Genomic DNA, 15,731 nt, shown 5'->3' with positions numbered 1-15,731 from the left:
TAGTCCGGCTGTTCGCCGCTGATGACCATGTGACTTTCAGGATGGTTTCCACCTTTGTGAAAGGAAGCGCATCCTTATTTAACAACTAATGTACACGTTCGTTCTGTCCCCTGTCAATGTGATAGAAAGCACAAAAAGAACCGGAAAACGAATTATCGTTCTCCGGTTCTTCTTTTTTATTCGGTATTCGATGTTTTATCAACGAATATTACGTTAATCTGCTGTTACCGTTGTCCGATCCGCCTGGAGGATCCTTGCGTTCGGAATCTTTGGTTTCCGGTGCTGGATCATTCGAATCCATCGGGTTGTTCGGAATTTCTTCCGTGGAAGTCGGCTGCCCGCCGTCTTCTTTCCCTTGGATGCGAACTTTCACGTCGCCAATGTTGTCGATGATCGGTTCGCCGTTCTCCGAGGAACCTTCACCTTCGCCACTGCCATCGCCTTCAGCCGATCCGGTCTCAATGAGGTTCTTGATTTGCTCAAGCTCCAGTGTTTCCTTCTCCAGAAGCGTGTTGGCAATCAGATGAACCTCTTTGGAATGCTTGGTCAGAAGCTCTCTACACTTCTCATAACATTCGTTAATGAACCGCTGCATTTCCTGATCGATTTCATAAGCGATTGCATCACTATAGTTCTGCTCGTGTCCGATATCACGTCCCAGGAACACTTGTCCTTGGGATGTACCGAACTGCATCGGTCCGAGCTTCTCGCTCATACCGTATTCAACAATCATGCTGCGGATGATGCCCGTTGCTTGCTGGAAGTCGCTGTAGGCTCCGGTTCCGATTTCGCCGATGAACAGCTCCTCGGCGACACGGCCGCCAAGCAAACCGGTTACGCGGTCCAGCAATTCCTGCTTCGTTACGAGCATCCGATCTTCCTTCGGCATCATGATGACATATCCGCCGGCACGGCCGCGAGGAATAATCGTTACCTTGTGCACCGTATCCGCATGCTCAAGGAAGTAACCCACAATGGTATGACCGGCTTCATGGTAAGCTACGATGCGTTTCTCGCGGTCGCTGATCACGCGGCTGCGCTTCTCGGTACCCACGATAACGCGGTCAATCGCTTCATCCACTTCTCGCATGGAGATATCTTTACGGTTGCGGCGAGCCGCAAGCAAGGCAGCCTCGTTCAGGAGGTTCTCCAGATCGGCGCCCGTAAAACCGGTTGTACGTTTGGCGATGATGTCGAGCTTGACATCCTTCGTCAACGGTTTGTTGCGTGCATGAACCTTCAGTACGGCTTCACGGCCCTTCACATCCGGGCGATCGACGGTAATCTGACGGTCAAAACGTCCCGGGCGAAGAAGCGCCGGGTCCAAAATATCCGGTCGGTTGGTCGCAGCGACGATGATAATGCCTTCGTTCGCTCCGAAACCGTCCATCTCAACCAGCAATTGGTTGAGCGTCTGCTCGCGCTCGTCATGACCGCCGCCGAGACCGGCGCCGCGCTGACGACCTACAGCATCAATCTCATCAATGAAGATGATACATGGTGCATTCTTCTTCGCGTTTTCGAACAAGTCGCGTACGCGAGAAGCACCGACGCCGACAAACATCTCTACGAAGTCGGAACCGGAAATACTGAAGAACGGCACTCCCGCTTCGCCGGCAACGGCGCGTGCAAGGAGCGTCTTACCGGTTCCCGGAGGACCGACAAGCAGGACGCCCTTCGGAATGCGAGCGCCAACCGTGTTAAATTTGCGCGGATCCTTCAAGAAGTCAACAACCTCGACAAGCTCCTGCTTCTCTTCATCTGCTCCGGCTACATCTTCAAATGTAATCCGTTTCTTCTCTTCATTATATAAGCGGGCTTTGCTCTTACCAAAGTTCATCACTTTGCCGCCGCCGCCCTGAGCCTGATTGAACAGGAAGAAGAACAGAACAAACATAATGATGAGCGGAATAAAGGATGAAAGCAATGTCAGCCAAATGCTTTGGCCTTCCATTGGCACCACGGACAGTTTGACATTGTTGCTATCACTGGCTGCAGTCAGCTCTTGCATCGCTGCATCCGTGGCAGGAATATAGGTCGAGAAATTCTCCGATTTTTTCTCTTCGGATATCTCCCTATACTTACCGGTCACCAGATAAGCGTAACCGTCAAATTGTACCGTCATTTCCTCTATGTTGTTAGCTTTGACTTCCTGCCGCAGTTGATTATAACTAGGGGCATCGGCTTGCTCGCCGCCATTGGTGACGAATTGTACTATGCCCACCACGACTAAAAATAGAATCAAATAAAAACCAGAATTCCGGATGAACCGACTCATCCCCTACCTCCTCTCAAGACACATAAGATATTTTACCACAGCCTGTCTGGCCATCTCAACAAAGGCCCCCGATCTGTGGCAGCAGCCCATTGGCGCGGTTTAACTGCTGTAGATTTCCGGTTTCAGAATCCCGATGTAGGGGAGGTTCCGGTAATGCTCGGCGTAATCGAGCCCGTATCCGACAACAAAAGCATCCGGCAGCACGAATCCGGTATAATCAGCCTGCAAATCCACCGTACGGCGTGCCGGCTTGTCGAACAGGGTGACAACACGCACCGAGTTTGCCTTGCGGCTCTTAAGAAGCTCAATCAAATGGCTGAGCGTAAGACCGCTGTCGATAATATCCTCCACAATCAGAACATCCCTTCCTTCAACGGAAGCGTCCAGATCTTTAATGATCTTGACCACGCCAGAGGATTTGGTTGATGCTCCATAGCTGGATACAGCCATGAAATCAAGCTCCAGAGGTACTGATATGGATTTAACCAAGTCGGCCATAAAAATAAACGCACCTTTAAGAACGCAAATAACGAGCGGATTGCGTCCCTCATATTCGGCGCTGAGCTTGGAACCGAGTTCCTTAATTTTTGCGCGAATCTCTTCTTCACTGATGAGTATTTCCTGAATGTCATTCTGCAACTTAAGTGGACCTCCTACGTTTATACTATGAAAGCGTGAAACGGGCCATTCTTCGTTTTACACTTGCCTTAAACATCCGACAGCTCCATTCGGAGAACTCGCGATGTGTGCCGCCCGCAAGCGGCGTGAACGGAACGTCGTACACCTGGAATCCATACGATGCTGCCGGAACCGTCACAAAGAATAGGAATCCGGGCACGGACAGACGGCGGGATTTTCTCATCAATGAGAATATCTTTCACCTTTTTGCTTCCGTTTAATCCCATGATCTTCATCTTGTCTCCCGGCTGTCTGTTGCGCACGGTTAAAGGAAACTGCAGCTCATCCGCATCAAAATCCGCCACAAAGGCCGATGGTCTGGAGCCGCTCCGGCTTTCGCTTCCTGTCTTTAACGACAATGTCAGCATTTTTCCGATTTCCTTAACATAAAGCTCTGACGCATCAGGAGAATCAAGAATGTATATGTACTGTCCCTGTTCTTCCGGAGGTTTAGGCCAAAACTGGATCACTCCGTACTCACGAACACAGGTAATGCCGTCACCCAGATCCAGACGCCAGTTGCTTCGCTGATCGTTAAGAATGCCGTGGCGCACCGTTTCAATCTTGACAAAATCGGTGTTTTCCTGATCTGAGGGCAGGTAATTTAATATTAGTTTAATCAAACGCCGTTGTAAAGCGACATGTAAGCCCAAAAAGGAAGGCGCGTCGAAAGCGAGCCTCCCATCGTTCTCCTGTACCAAACTCCGAAATTGCTTCGCAGCTTCAAGCTCCACAAAATCATCCTCCTGCTGGACAATTTCGGCCAGCTGATTGAGTGAGGAGGAGAACTGCCCGTTGTATCGCTCCAAAAAAGGAAATACTTCCAGGCGAATCGCATTACGGCGGTACTTCGTCTGCAGATTGCTGTGATCCACCGCATACTGGAATCCGCATACGCGGCACAGCTCCACGATATCCGCCTTGTACATACGAAGGAACGGGCGGATAAGTTCCACTTTTTTTCCGTGCGCTTAAATTTGATGCCGCCCAGGCCCGACAAACCGCTTCCGCGCAGTAGCCTCATGAATACCGTCTCGGCTTGATCGTCGGCATGATGAGCCAGAGCCACGGAGCGCGCATTGTGTTTCCGGGCCGTTTGCAGCAGAAATTCGTAACGCTTCTCTCTTGCCGCCTCCTGTCCACCCTTGCCGCTCTCTTCCATATAAGCGGGAATATCGATGAACGCCGTTTCCAATGGAAGTCCGAGCGACTCCGCCAGCTCGCGCACCATCTCCGCCTCCTGATCCGACTCTTTTCGAAAACCATGATGCACATGAGCGCAGATCAATCGGAGCGGCGTACGGTTCTTTGAGATTTCATGCAGAACGTGAAGAAGCGCAACGGAATCCGGTCCGCCGGAAACGGCAACCACGATACCGTCGCCTTCCGACCACAAATCAAACTCTGCGGCGGTACGCTCGATATGTTGGACGAATGTTCGTAAATAATCCTGTTTCACTTCCAGATCCCCTTTAGAGGTTGTTCAAAAAGTCCGCTTTTGATAAGAAAACCCTTATCGAGATAGAGGCCACTTCAAGGATGAGCGACCGCGATGCATAGGTAGGTTTTCTTGCGATATAGAATTTCACCAGTTCCACTGATAACTCATAAATTCTATATCTAACACGAAGTGAATCCGGAAGCCACTCGGCATCGAATCTTGAATTCAGCCGGGCCTAAGCAGATGCTTTCGAAGTATGTTTCCTGCGGAAACATTTCAGGTGCTCACGTACCAAAAACAGCAGATGCTTTCGAAGGCGTTTTCTGCGAAAACGTTTAGCTCCACTCCTGACGTCCCTAGTTTCATTCAACTGAAGCGTTTTGAAAAAACGCACATCGGGAGCATAACCTTCTCGGTGCTGAAAACCGACCTTTTTGAACTCGCACCTTTATGAACTTCCAGTAACAAGGCAACTACTCATGAGCGGAAGAAGAAATAAACGGCGCAGGCCATAATGACCAAGGACAACCCAAACGCATTCCTTAGCCAGCGCGGCGTACGTCCCGGAACGGGTCGCCCGCCTCGGCTCGAGCCTTCATATATCCGTTTTCTCCACTCGTTCAGCGCTTCCCGTGAATCCGCGAATTCTCCCGACAATGCCTTGTTCAGCCAGACGGCGTACGGCTTGAATACGGGGTTTCTTCGCAGCACCAGCTGCAGGTCGGCAACGCTCCGGGTTTGGGGAAGCTGACAAGACGCCTCCTTAAGCGACTTCTCATCCAGCAGGCCGATGCACATCACGGCAAACGAGAACAAATCATAGGATACGTCGCATGTCCGGCTCCCGGCATTCCAGTATCCCCGGTCGTACCATTCCGTAAACTGCTTTACGCTGCGCCCGAAGGAGCTGACGCCGCCGTAATCGATCAGATCCACCCTTCCATAGGCCGAAACCATCACATTATTCGGCTTCAAATCTCCGAACGCATAACCGGATGCATGCAGAACGGACAGCTTCTCAAGCAGCTTCAGCCCGATCAGGCCGACCCACTCGGTGCCGCGTTTGCGAATAAAATGATGCAGCGGGCTCCCCTCGATGTAACGCATGACATAGAAGGACACTTCGCCGCTGCCGTCATGATGATCGTCCGCCTCCACGAGGTAAGGGTCCGTCATTTGTTCTTTGAGCGCATTCAGCACATTAATTTCGGATTGTAGATCCAGAGCGTCATAGCCTACTTTTAAAGCATAACGCTCGCGCACTCCTGCCCGGTGGACCAGATACACCTTGCCGTTAGCCCCTTTACCGAGCATACGTTCCACGATGTACCGGCTGTTCCGCCATTTGCCCTTAATTACGGTTCCTGGCGGATAACCCGGGTTAGACAACGTAGTCACCGAGCATCCCTTCCTCTTGGCTGGAACGACCCTGCCATGATTGATTACCTTCTAGTGTACCATATCGGTAAAATTCAATCACCTTTAACAAGGCAGGTCCTGTCGGCGTCGCCCCCTTCATCTGCAACCTGCTGAACATGCCGCGGGCACCGTCAAGATCCGAGGTCCAATCCACGTCCATGACGATATCCTCGCCGCTATGTTTTCCGGGAAAGTGGAATACCGACAATTCGCTTGAGCCTGCGCGCGCTTTCAAGCTCAGCATCAGGTCGCGTATCGCTTCCTCAACGGCTGCCAGCTTAGGCTTCATGCTTGCGCTTGCATCGATTAACAGCGCAACCTGAAGGGATGACGTCTCGGCCAGCTCATCCACCACTTCGACGACTTGCGAACGCTTGTCCGGCGGAAGTTCCTCCAGGGTCCCGCCTCCCAAAATATGCTGTATCTCCTTATTTACCGCTTGTTGGATCGTCTGAACCACCGTTTTCCGAGTCATCATCTGCATCGTCTGCGCAAGCTGCGGGGTACCCACGATCCGGTGTATGCCTCCTCCCGCTTTGGCTATCTCCTGTATTTCCAATCCCCCAAGTTCACCGATCGTCCCGTAATCAAGGACCCCCACCACGTTGACGACAATACCATCCTGCAGCGCATGCGCCGCGGCCAGAACCGGACTGGCACCGACATTCGAACACCCGTCTGTAATCAGCAAGATTTGTTTCATAATCAAATTGCCTCCCGTCTGATCCATCCTATCGATTGGATTTCTATCTCTATCATTTCCACATTCAAGAGAGTTCAAACGACAATCAGGAAGAATAGACGGAAAAGAATTGATCGGCTCCGGGCCTCCATTTCCCGGGTAATCGCTTTGTTATATTGTAAATCCTCAGCTAACCGTTCGAGGCCGCTCCATGCGGGCAAATCCCGGAACATGCACATTCGACCATTCCGGATGGAAGTGATCCACGCGCCCGACCACCACCGTCATATCATCATGGATTTGATTCTGTTGATAGCGGATCACCTTCTCAAGCAGACAATCGGCTATTTCCTGCGGGTCTTCACTGTTCACTTCCTGGATCATTCGTTTCATCCATAACTCCTTGTTCACCGCGTAACCCGGCGCATCATAAATGCCGTCCGTCATCATAATGAGAACATCGCCCGCCTGCAACTGCAGGGATACCAAATCCACCTCGATATCCTGGATAATGCCGATGGGAAGATTGCTGGCCGAGACCGGTATGACATCATTCCCCCTTTTGATAAAGCTTGGCGTCGAGCCGATCTTCATAAAAGTGGTCTGAGCCGTGTATTGATCGATGAGAGCCATATCGACCGTGGCATAGATTTCATCCGGCGAACGCAGCATCAGAATCGAGTTGACCGATTTAATCGCCAGCTTCTCATCCATGCCGGATTGAAGCAGCTGCTCTAATATATTCAGGGCCGAGCTGCTCTCGAGCCTTGCCCTTTCCCCGTTCCCCATTCCATCGCTGAGCGCTACCGCAAACGTGCCGTTGCCCAGCTCAACCGTACTGAAACTATCCCCTGATAAAATATCTCCTCCCTTGGCCGCTGCCGCTACGCCCGTCATAATTTCAAATGTTTTGGCCGAACCGAAACGCACCGTCGCCAATCCGTCCTTTGGATGGGTCAGGGTTTCTTCCATCACGGCGATATGCTCCCCGAGAATGTCGGACAGCAGCGGCCCAATAATCTTCCTGCATTCGTCGTATCCGCGGGTATATGCATGAACGATCTCAATCTCGACCTGACCCGAATCCAGGCTAATAATATCGATGCCTTGAATCGATAACCCCAACTGCTGCAGCGCTTCCCTGATCTGCTCCTCCTGAATGTGCATCGTCTGGCTTTCCCGTTTAATCTCTCGAGCCAAATCCTCCATGACCTGCGACACGCCCGATAATTGTTCCGCTACCAGATGGCGGCTATCGTATATTTGGCGTTTCCACTGCATATCATGTTGGTAAAGATGATACTGCTGCTTCAGGATGCCGAGCACCTCCTCCTTCTTGGCGCAGATCCGGCTCCACTCCGGCGGCAGATCGTCTGCTTCCATCTCGGGATTCTCCTCGATCGAGGTCATCATATCGGTCATATATTTATAAGTCTGGTAGAATTTCATGTCCCAGCACTGATTCCGTTTATAGCAGGTGGCGCAGCTTTCCTTCCGCCACGGCATTCATGAAATGATTCATCTCCTCCGCCTGTTTGCCTGGAGGCTGTATGACCCCTGACGTTTGTCCGAAACTTTGCGAGAGCTGGCGGAACACCTTGGAGAATTGGGTCACGCGATCGGCTGTGAGGTCCCGGACCCGCTTGGCATACTCATGCTGAGAACGGGTATGATCCTGCGTCCCCGGCACATATCTGCCGATGGCCTGCATCACGCTTTTCGGTGTAATGAGGAACAGCACGATGGCCGCGCAGGTTTCCCATGTGGAGATCATGACTTCTCCGGGATTGCTGAAATAGATGGAAAGAATGGTTGCCCCGAGCAGCATGCCCAGCGAAACGCCGCCCTTCTTCCCTTCCTTCAGCATACCGGCGAGCATCCCGGAAAAGGCGAGCAGGCTCATCTGCGAGAAGGCCGATATATTGGCCAAACTGAGGATCAGGCCCGTCACTACGCCAACCGAGGCGCCCAGCGGCGCACCCCCTACCAACGCAAACAGCAGAATCAGATACCGGGATAAGACATGCTCCACCGACAGGGATTGAACGGTCCAGCCGACGGCACCTGTCATGACCGACGCCAGCAGAATGATGATGCATAGAATTTCTTCATTACGAAGAACATGCGTTTTTTTACGAAGCGTCAGCACCGGAATCGCCTGGATAAAGACCAGCGTCAATACGAAACTGAGTACGGCATTCAAGGTGAGCATCATCATGGAGTACCAGGTAATGCTTGGTCCGATGAGGACGCTGAACAGGTTCACAAAGAAGGTGGAGACAAATACCATCAAAGGTGCATAAGACAATTCCGCCCGATCATACGTCTCCAATCCCCGCATCATAAAATAAAAGATCAAAATCTCTGCCGGCACCATCCATGCCACCGGAAAGGAAGCAAATAAACTTCCTGCAACGATCGCTGCGCCTACCGGCAGCAAAACATCGCGTCGCATAAAGGCGATGACTGCGAAATAGGCGACGGCAAATGGAGAAAGTTCCCCCAAAATCATAGCTCGTCCGAGCAGAAAACCCATGAAGGTTAGCAGGATCATCCACTTCTTTGCGGCCAGGAAGTGGATGGGACGCTGCAGGAAAGGCAGCTGCCCTAACCGTTCCGCCACGCGGGCACGAATGGAACCCGCTCCCCCTTTAACTGCCTCAGTACCCGGAAACATCACCAGATTTCTTTTATCCATTACGCTGGCACCCCATTCTTCACGAATTTGTTGGTCCCATTATAAAACCCCCGTTTCGGAAAGTTTGTCAGAACACCGGACAAGCCCCAAAGAAATTTCCGACAAAATCAACGTGCCCTGCGAACGTTCGGGAAACGACCGCTCATCCCCCGCGCCCAGCCGGGTTTCCGCAGGTCTAGCCTGGGGCGTTCGGGCGGACCATTTCCCGAATTGAGGCGGCCACCCTCGTTCATTCCGCAGATTGGCGCCGTAAAATGCGTAGGAACCTGTCGTACCCTTGGATGCAACGACAAAAAAACCGCAGAAGGCAATTTCCCTCTGCGGTCAGTTTATATTTTATCGAATTACATACGTTTGGCTCCGCGTCCGCCGCGTTTGCCTTCCGTATTCTTCTTGAGCGAAGAGATTCGTTCTTCACTGTCTTTCAGGAAGCGTGACATTTTATCCTCAAATGAAGGCTTGTTGGCCGCAGGCTTAAACGGGCGTCCGCCGCGTTCGCGGTTGAATCCTCCTCCACCGCCACCTCCGAATCGTTCTCCGCCGCCTCCACTGCGTTCCGGTCTCGGTGCGCGGGGTGGACGACTTTCGGAAGCCGGCTTGTCGACAGCCTGCTTGATCGAAAGACCGATCTTGCCGTCCTTGTCGACATTAATCACCTTCACGGTAACGACATCGTTGATCTTCAAATGATCGTTGACATCCTTAACGTAGTTGTCGGCGATTTCCGAGATGTGAACGAGACCCGTGACACCTCCTGACAGATCCACAAATGCTCCAAAATGCGTTATGCCTGTCACCTTGCCCTCTAACTTGGTGCCCACTTCAATTGCCATAGAATAAAATGATCCTCCCTTAAAAATATACAGTCCGATTTAGAAATCGCGCTGCGGTGATTTGATTATACGATAATGACCTAAACAAGGTCAACAGACGTCTGTCATGCCTAATTACGGCGATTCGCCCGAATTTTGGGGCTGAATGATCGGCGTTTCATTCGGCAGATACAATCCGAACTTCTTGCGGGCAATCTGCCCGATATATTCTGGGTCCTTCAATCGCTCCACTTCGTGAGTAATCTGGATGAGCGACTGTTCAACGGACTTATAATCCTCTTGCTTCTGAGCTAGCGCTTCGTTCTGATTACGGATGCGGTCATTCTGGGACCAGAGCGTTGATCCTGCCCAGATCAAAAACAGCGCCATCATCGCCACAAACATTCTCTTACGCCGGCGGGCGCCTTTGTTCTTTGTCTTGGTTTGTTGGGGAGCCTGCTTCGATGGATCAGCAAATCTTCCCATGACCATACCTCCTAAAACCAGCGCTTCCACGCCTTGATAACCTTGTCCGCTAATTGCCTGCTCCATGCCGGCAGCCTGACCCTGGACGTGATCGGTCTCAGCGTCCATTTCAGGAGTCGCCAAAAAGGCATGAGGCATTTAAGGATTAAACGCAACAGCGACAGGAGAAACTTCCATAGAAACCTTAACAGCCCTAAGCCCAGCATCAGGATTCCTTTGATCGGATTCCATAATAGCATACGGAACAGCTTGTACAAAAAGGACAGCAAGCCTTTTGTCACTTGAATTAACATTACCACAAAACGCTGGGTTATGACACTCCATAATAAAAAATAGATCCAAACCCCTATAAATAGCCCCACAAACACATAAAAGCGTAGCTGCCCGTCATTGGTCATGTATAACATGCGAAAAATGAAGAAGGCTGCCGCAATCCAGTAAAGGAAGTCCAGGGCATGCTTGGACCATTGCGGGAAACGGAGCTGCCCTGCCAGCACCCGGTAGCTGTCGAAGGCGACTCCCATCGCTGCTCCGGAGAAGAGCATCCAGAGCAGCGTGATCCATTGTACGCTGGGATTCATTTAAACAGCTTGCCCAGCAGACTCTTGTTCTTGGTCTGCGAACCGGGATTCAAATATATCAGGGAGTGCACCTGACCTTCAATCGACAAAAGCCCCTCTTCCAGGCTGAGATTTTTAATATGTAAATTTTGCCCCCGAATGGTCAGATGCCCAAGCTCGGTCTGAAGCAGGAATTCTTCGCTGTCAAAGCTCTCCACGTTTTGGACACCCGTAATGTCCAGCAGCTTCCGGTTCTGCATCCGCAGATCATGAAACTTGCCCTTCCCTTGGTCGATCATGGCATGTACCCCTCCTTTTAACAATAGCTTATGGGGAGGTGCCTGTCTTTAGAACCGGAAGCGGCGCACACCTTCATGAAAGATCGGAAAGCAGCCGGGATGCTACATAAACGAACGGGAGCCCGGATCTCCCGTACATATATACACGCCAGGATGAAAACAGAAACGTCCCCCCCACCTTATGGTGAGAGGGACGTTTCATGGAACGGCTCGGGCTGTTTACCAGTCCAATCCGCGATCTTTAACGATCGGTTCTTCCTTGACCAAGGTATAGAGGCTGGTCGCCTCATCTTTACGGGTTGTCTCGGTAAGACGCTCGACCCGGACGGTCACCAGCTTCTGGCCAAACTGGACGGTGATCTCATCGCCCACTTTAACCGTGCTGCTCGGCTTGGCCTCGCGGCCGTTGATCAGCACCCGGCCTTGATCCGATACATCTTTCGCTACGGTACGCCGCTTGATTAACCTCGATACTTTCAGGAATTTATCGACGCGCATTATTTTACAGCTTCTTTAAGCTTGTTGCCTGCCTTGAACGCAGGAACGTTGGATTCTGGAATTTCGATCGTGTTGCCTGTTTGCGGGTTGCGGCCTGTGCGTCCAGCGCGCTTGCGAGTTTCGAATGTACCGAAGCCGATCAATTGAACTTTATCGCCATTAGCCAAAGCTTCCGTGATTTCGCCAAGGAAGCCGTTCAGGACGTTCTCTACGTCTTTTTTAGTCAATCCACTTTTACCGGAAATGTTGTTGATCAGATCTGTTTTGTTCATGAATTAAATCCTCCCAATTATCAGAAAAATATAAGATTTACGGTTATTCGGTTATACCGCCTTGCACTCTGCAAGATTTCACCATTAATGATTATTCTGGATGCCTTGCGGAATTCCTGCCGCATATCCCTATTTTTTTATTTTTTACGTGAAAAGATGCGTTTTTTCACTCTTCGATACCGCCGTGATGCGCCGATCCCGTTTTGGCGGACTGCCACAGGGCTTCCATCTCGTCCAAGGTGCTTTCCTGCAGGGTTTTGCCCTGGGCGGCAAGCTGCTCCTCTATGTAGCTGAAGCGACGGATAAACTTCCGGTTCGTTCTCGAAAGCGCCTCTTCCGGATCCGCGCCGATGAATCTTGCCGCATTGGAAACCGCGAACAACAGGTCACCGAGCTCGAGCGCCGTTTCCTCGTCGGATTGACCCTCCGTCACCGCTTGTCGCAGTTCACCGAGCTCTTCCTCAATCTTCTGGAATACGCCGTCGATGTTATCCCAATCGAAGCCCACCTTGGACGCCTTCTTCTGGAGCTTGTACGCCTTCATCAAGGCGGGAAGGTCCCGCGGGATGCCGTCCAGCGCCGAAGCCTTCTCCGGGGAGAGCCCCTTGCGCCGTTTCTCTTCCGCCTTCATCTGCTCCCAGTTCTGCAGGGCGGATTCCGCGTCTTTGGCGCTGCTCTCGCCAAAAACATGCGGGTGACGGAAGATCAGCTTGTCATTCAGGGCTTGAATGACGTCGTACACCGTGAAGGTGCCCAGCTCTTCTTCCATCTGGGAATGCAGCATAATCTGCAGGAGCAGGTCGCCGAGTTCCTCCTGCATATGTTCGGGGTCATCCTCGTCAATCGTCTCCAATACCTCGTAGGTTTCTTCGATCAGATTTTTGCGGATGGATTCGTGGGTCTGCTCACGGTCCCACGGACAGCCTTCGGGACTGCGGAGAATGCCAACGATCTCATGAAGCCTCGCAAACGTCCGCTGCCTCAGATTGCTGTCATCGCTTCGGGGTACATAGATCAGCGACAAATTGCCGTAGCCGTCGATGCGATCGAGCTCGAAGAGCGGCACTTGCTGGATCGCTTCCTCGCCCTCAACGCCCAGCGCATGGCCGACAATGACCGGATAATCGTCCGGATACAGCTCCATCAGCGCCAGTTTCACTTCCGAAGCCGTAAACATGTCATACACCTGGCCGATCAGGGTATGCAGCTGCGGCTGGATGACGCTTGCCCGAAGCTCAGCGGCATCGAGCAGCTGGAAGCCCTCAATGGGATCGAAACCAAGGCGGACGAAGGCCTCGTCCAGAAAGCTCTCGCCGCCGAGCACCGTAAGCGTCACATTCTCTCCGGGGCAGCGCTCGCGCAATAGCCGGACCGTTGCCTCCGCTACCATCGGATGCCCGGGTACCGCGTAGACGATCTCGCGCTCGTCGTCCTTCGCGGCTTTGGCCAAATTGATTAGAGCGGCCGCAATGGATTCGTACACCTCGGGAAAGGTGTCATGCGCTTCATACACATGGTCAAACGATTCCGGCTGAACCTGGAACTCTTTCAACGCAGCCATGACGGGATGGGATAATGTGCGCACATACACCTTCGATGCCCGCTGCATGGTTTTGATGATGCCTATCGTCAATCGATCCGGATTGCCAGAACCCAAGCCGACCACCGTAATGGATGCACTCATAAGCTACTTCCTTTCGTCTTCGTCCGCCTTTGTCGACGTCGTTATCGTACACTACTATATCACAGAAGATCAAACATCTGCACGTCTGCCCGGTTCAGCGCAGCACGCGCAGGGCCCGCAAGAAGGCCGCCAGCGGTCTCCCGACCTTCGGCAGCATCCGGAGCTCCTCCTCGGTGAGGAGCTTCGTGAGCGCGGCGCCGATGAGGAAGGCGCCGCAGCCGGCCGCGACGCCGCTCAGGCTCGCGACCGCGTGGGTCAGGCGACCCGGAGCTACGCCGGCCGCCCCCAGAAGGCCGCCGGACGCGGCACCTGCGCCCCATGCGGCCAGCGCCACCGCAGCGAGGACCGGCAGCGTCCTCGCGAGCATCCCGCCGGCGTCAAGACGGGCGCCGGCCCTTCGCGAGAGCAGCGCGAGGTTGAGCGCGGCGGCGGTCAGATGCGCAGCCACGCCGGCGATGGCCGCGCCGGTAATGCCGAACTGCGGCACCAGCAGCAGGTTGAGCAGCAGTTTCAGACCTGCCGCAGCCAGCAGGTGAATCGCCGGCCCCTTGACCATGCCGATGCCCTGGAGCAGCGCTGCCGTAATCGTGCTCAGCGTCCCCCCGGCCGCTGTAAAGGCAATCACCTGCATCGTGCCCGTACCTGCGGCATCCTCATACAGCATGATATTGATCGGCTCAGCGAGCACAGCCAGGCCTACGGAGGCCGTCATGCCGATCAGCCAGAACCAGCGAAGGGCCATGCGGCTTTGGCTTGCGACCCGGTCCGATTCTCCCTTGAACTTGGCTTCCGCCAACGCAGGGATGAACAGCACCGACAAGGAAGCGGCCAGCATCGTAACCAGCTGGACCAGCGGCAGGCCGCGGTTATAGACCCCAAACTCCGCCATGGCCAGCGATTCGCCAAGTCCGCCGGACGCCAATAGCCGGGGCACGGTGAAGGTGTCCACCAGTCCGATCAGCGGAACCGCCAGCAGACTGAGGCAGACCGGGATGCCATAAGCGAGCAGGCGGCCAAGCAGAACACCTGCTCCCTCTTTAGTTACATCGGCACGCATCTCCGTTTTGTTCATACCGGACTCTCCGAATTCGTGCCTTGCTGCTCCCCGCGAAGCGCTCCGAGATGCCCGGATATGCTTGCGCCAGTAGATCCCCATCACCAAAAGCCCAGCGGCACCGCCGGCAGCAGATCCAAGCAGCGCCCCCGCCGCAATCACGTCGGCATCGGCGCCGACACGGATCAGGTAGAGCAGCAGCACGATCATGACCCCGACGCGGACCATCTGCTCCGTAATCTGGGAGATGGCCGTCGGCACCATATTATGCAGCCCCTGAAAGTAACCGCGCAGTACCGACATCCAGGGCACGAAGGCAAGAGCCAAAGCTCCTGCGCGGAGAGCCGGTATTACCTGGCTGCTGCCGATCCACTTCCCGATCCACGGAGCGCAGGCGTACATCAGGAAACCGAGGATCAGACCGAACAGCACCAACGCGGCGGAGGACAAGCGCAACAGCCGATGACCGTCCCGCGTGCGCCCTTCCGCCTCATACTCTGCCACATACTTGGATACGGCCGCGGGAAAGCCGATCGCCGCGATCGTAATGATCATCATATAGAACGGATAAACCGTGTTGTAGATGCCAAAGACGGCATCGCCGCCCATGTTTTGCAGCGGTATTTTTTGCAGCGTGCCAATCAGCTTGGACAGAATGGCGGCTGCGCTGAGGATAAACGCTCCCTGCAGCAGCCTTGCCCCGGTTTGATCTGGTTTCATATCCTCTTCCAATCCCCTAGTCTCTTCTTTCGCATCGCAAGCCGATCCTCATGCAGACGCTGCCATGCGTACCTCCATTATAACCAAGGGTGGGAGAGTGGCACAAAAATCGACCGGACAAACAAAAACTCCCGGCTGCCGATTGACCCT

12 protein-coding genes and 2 pseudogenes are annotated in these 15,731 nt (G+C 53.3%); all 14 read right to left on the bottom strand.

Annotated features, from left to right (window positions below):
* Positions 1-208: 208 nt before the first annotated feature.
* A complete protein-coding gene (gene ftsH, locus P0X86_RS33010) occupies positions 209-2,278 on the bottom strand; it encodes an ATP-dependent zinc metalloprotease FtsH (protein ID WP_090914320.1) in 2,070 nt (689 codons plus the stop codon).
* Positions 2,279-2,377: 99 nt separating this feature from the next.
* Positions 2,378-2,917: a hypoxanthine phosphoribosyltransferase gene (hpt, locus tag P0X86_RS33005; protein WP_012818323.1), complete on the bottom strand. Its 540-nt coding sequence runs from the start codon at positions 2,915-2,917 to the stop codon at positions 2,378-2,380.
* Between the two features lie 68 nt (positions 2,918-2,985).
* A pseudogene (gene tilS, locus P0X86_RS33380) lies at positions 2,986-4,415 on the bottom strand (tRNA lysidine(34) synthetase TilS).
* A 459-nt stretch (positions 4,416-4,874) separates the two neighbouring features.
* Positions 4,875-5,795 carry a serine/threonine protein kinase gene (locus tag P0X86_RS32990; protein WP_277747444.1) on the bottom strand — a complete coding sequence of 307 codons (921 nt, stop codon included), beginning with the start codon at positions 5,793-5,795 and terminating at the stop codon, positions 4,875-4,877.
* Complete coding sequence (locus P0X86_RS32985; protein ID WP_009591933.1) at positions 5,779-6,519, bottom strand: vWA domain-containing protein; 741 nt, start codon at positions 6,517-6,519, stop codon at positions 5,779-5,781. The genes P0X86_RS32990 and P0X86_RS32985 overlap by 17 nt, the downstream gene beginning before the upstream one ends.
* A gap of 165 nt (positions 6,520-6,684) precedes the next feature.
* Positions 6,685-9,196 (bottom strand): annotated as a pseudogene (gene spoIIE / locus P0X86_RS32980) (stage II sporulation protein E).
* Positions 9,197-9,540: 344 nt separating this feature from the next.
* Entirely contained in the window at positions 9,541-10,029 is a 489-nt protein-coding gene (locus P0X86_RS32975; RefSeq protein WP_009591896.1) for a S1 domain-containing RNA-binding protein, read from the bottom strand.
* 114 nt (positions 10,030-10,143) lie between these two features.
* Complete coding sequence (locus P0X86_RS32970) at positions 10,144-10,494, bottom strand: FtsB family cell division protein (protein ID WP_009591911.1); 351 nt, start codon at positions 10,492-10,494, stop codon at positions 10,144-10,146.
* Positions 10,495-10,505: 11 nt separating this feature from the next.
* Positions 10,506-11,075 (bottom strand): spore cortex biosynthesis protein YabQ, encoded by a 570-nt coding sequence (yabQ, locus tag P0X86_RS32965; protein ID WP_192570141.1) that lies wholly within the window; start codon positions 11,073-11,075, stop codon positions 10,506-10,508.
* Complete coding sequence (gene yabP, locus P0X86_RS32960; protein ID WP_009591926.1) at positions 11,072-11,353, bottom strand: sporulation protein YabP; 282 nt, start codon at positions 11,351-11,353, stop codon at positions 11,072-11,074. The genes yabQ and yabP overlap by 4 nt, the downstream gene beginning before the upstream one ends.
* A gap of 219 nt (positions 11,354-11,572) precedes the next feature.
* The gene (locus P0X86_RS32955; RefSeq protein WP_009591909.1) at positions 11,573-11,851 is read right to left on the bottom strand and encodes an RNA-binding S4 domain-containing protein; all 279 of its coding nucleotides are present in this window, start codon (positions 11,849-11,851) and stop codon (positions 11,573-11,575) included.
* A complete protein-coding gene (locus tag P0X86_RS32950) occupies positions 11,851-12,123 on the bottom strand; it encodes an HU family DNA-binding protein (protein ID WP_009591918.1) in 273 nt (90 codons plus the stop codon). Before P0X86_RS32950 ends, P0X86_RS32955 begins: the two co-directional genes overlap by 1 nt.
* 166 nt (positions 12,124-12,289) lie before the next feature.
* On the bottom strand, positions 12,290-13,807 hold the full coding sequence (gene yabN, locus P0X86_RS32945) for a bifunctional methyltransferase/pyrophosphohydrolase YabN (RefSeq protein ID WP_277747443.1): 1,518 nt from the start codon (positions 13,805-13,807) through the stop codon (positions 12,290-12,292).
* A 94-nt stretch (positions 13,808-13,901) separates the two neighbouring features.
* The gene (locus P0X86_RS32940; protein WP_277747442.1) at positions 13,902-15,581 is read right to left on the bottom strand and encodes a putative polysaccharide biosynthesis protein; all 1,680 of its coding nucleotides are present in this window, start codon (positions 15,579-15,581) and stop codon (positions 13,902-13,904) included.
* Between the last annotated feature and the right edge of the window lie 150 nt (positions 15,582-15,731).

The sequence above is a fragment of the Paenibacillus sp. BR1-192 genome, assembly GCF_029542445.1.
Taxonomy (GTDB): Bacteria; Bacillota; Bacilli; order Paenibacillales; family Paenibacillaceae; genus Paenibacillus_AQ; species Paenibacillus_AQ lautus_A.
This window is presented reverse-complemented; position numbering and strand designations above follow the sequence as displayed.

Bases quoted from the DNA above. Each gene is read 5' to 3' on its own strand.
- ftsH (WP_090914320.1), bottom strand. From the start codon at position 2,278: ATGAGTCGGTTCATCCGGAATTCTGGTTTTTATTTGATTCTATTTTTA.
- P0X86_RS32940 (WP_277747442.1), bottom strand. From the start codon at position 15,581: ATGAAACCAGATCAAACCGGGGCAAGGCTGCTGCAGGGAGCGTTTATC.
- P0X86_RS32975 (WP_009591896.1), bottom strand. From the start codon at position 10,029: ATGGCAATTGAAGTGGGCACCAAGTTAGAGGGCAAGGTGACAGGCATA.
- P0X86_RS32970 (WP_009591911.1), bottom strand. From the start codon at position 10,494: ATGGGAAGATTTGCTGATCCATCGAAGCAGGCTCCCCAACAAACCAAG.
- yabQ (WP_192570141.1), bottom strand. From the start codon at position 11,075: ATGAATCCCAGCGTACAATGGATCACGCTGCTCTGGATGCTCTTCTCC.
- P0X86_RS32950 (WP_009591918.1), bottom strand. From the start codon at position 12,123: ATGAACAAAACAGATCTGATCAACAACATTTCCGGTAAAAGTGGATTG.
- yabN (WP_277747443.1), bottom strand. From the start codon at position 13,807: ATGAGTGCATCCATTACGGTGGTCGGCTTGGGTTCTGGCAATCCGGAT.
- P0X86_RS32985 (WP_009591933.1), bottom strand. From the start codon at position 6,519: ATGAAACAAATCTTGCTGATTACAGACGGGTGTTCGAATGTCGGTGCC.
- yabP (WP_009591926.1), bottom strand. From the start codon at position 11,353: ATGATCGACCAAGGGAAGGGCAAGTTTCATGATCTGCGGATGCAGAAC.
- P0X86_RS32955 (WP_009591909.1), bottom strand. From the start codon at position 11,851: ATGCGCGTCGATAAATTCCTGAAAGTATCGAGGTTAATCAAGCGGCGT.